1 protein-coding gene is annotated in these 367 nt (G+C 69.8%); it reads left to right on the top strand.

What is annotated here, in order from left to right:
- On the top strand, positions 1-367 hold a 367-nt coding region (locus tag Q0938_RS19255), incomplete at its 3' end, for an MgtC/SapB family protein (RefSeq protein WP_299365739.1).

Raw genomic sequence — 367 nt, 5'->3', positions numbered from 1 at the left:
ATCAAAATCGGTCTGCCGCTGCTGGCCAGCCTGATCACCGGGATGCTGATCGGCATTGACCGCGAGGTGCAGGGCAAGCCGGCCGGGCTGCGGACGCATGCCTTGGTGTGTCTCGCCGCAACGCTGCTGACGCTCGCCGCGGCGCATCAGGACCTCTGGACGCTGAACCTCGTGCCCGGCACGCCGATCGCGTCGGACCCGACCCGGATGGCGCATGGCATCCTGACCGGGATCGGGTTCCTGGGCGCGGGGGTGATCTTCCGCGAAGGCCCTTCGGTCCACGGGCTGACCGGCGATCGCCTGCGCTTCGACCGGAGATTGCCTTCGATCTCCGCCCGCGATTGCCGGGCCAGCGACCTCGGCCCGC

The organism is uncultured Paracoccus sp. (genome assembly GCF_947496875.1).
Lineage (GTDB): Bacteria > Pseudomonadota > Alphaproteobacteria > Rhodobacterales > Rhodobacteraceae > Paracoccus.
Note: the sequence above shows the minus strand (reverse complement) of the source record. Positions and strands in the feature narration are given on the sequence as shown.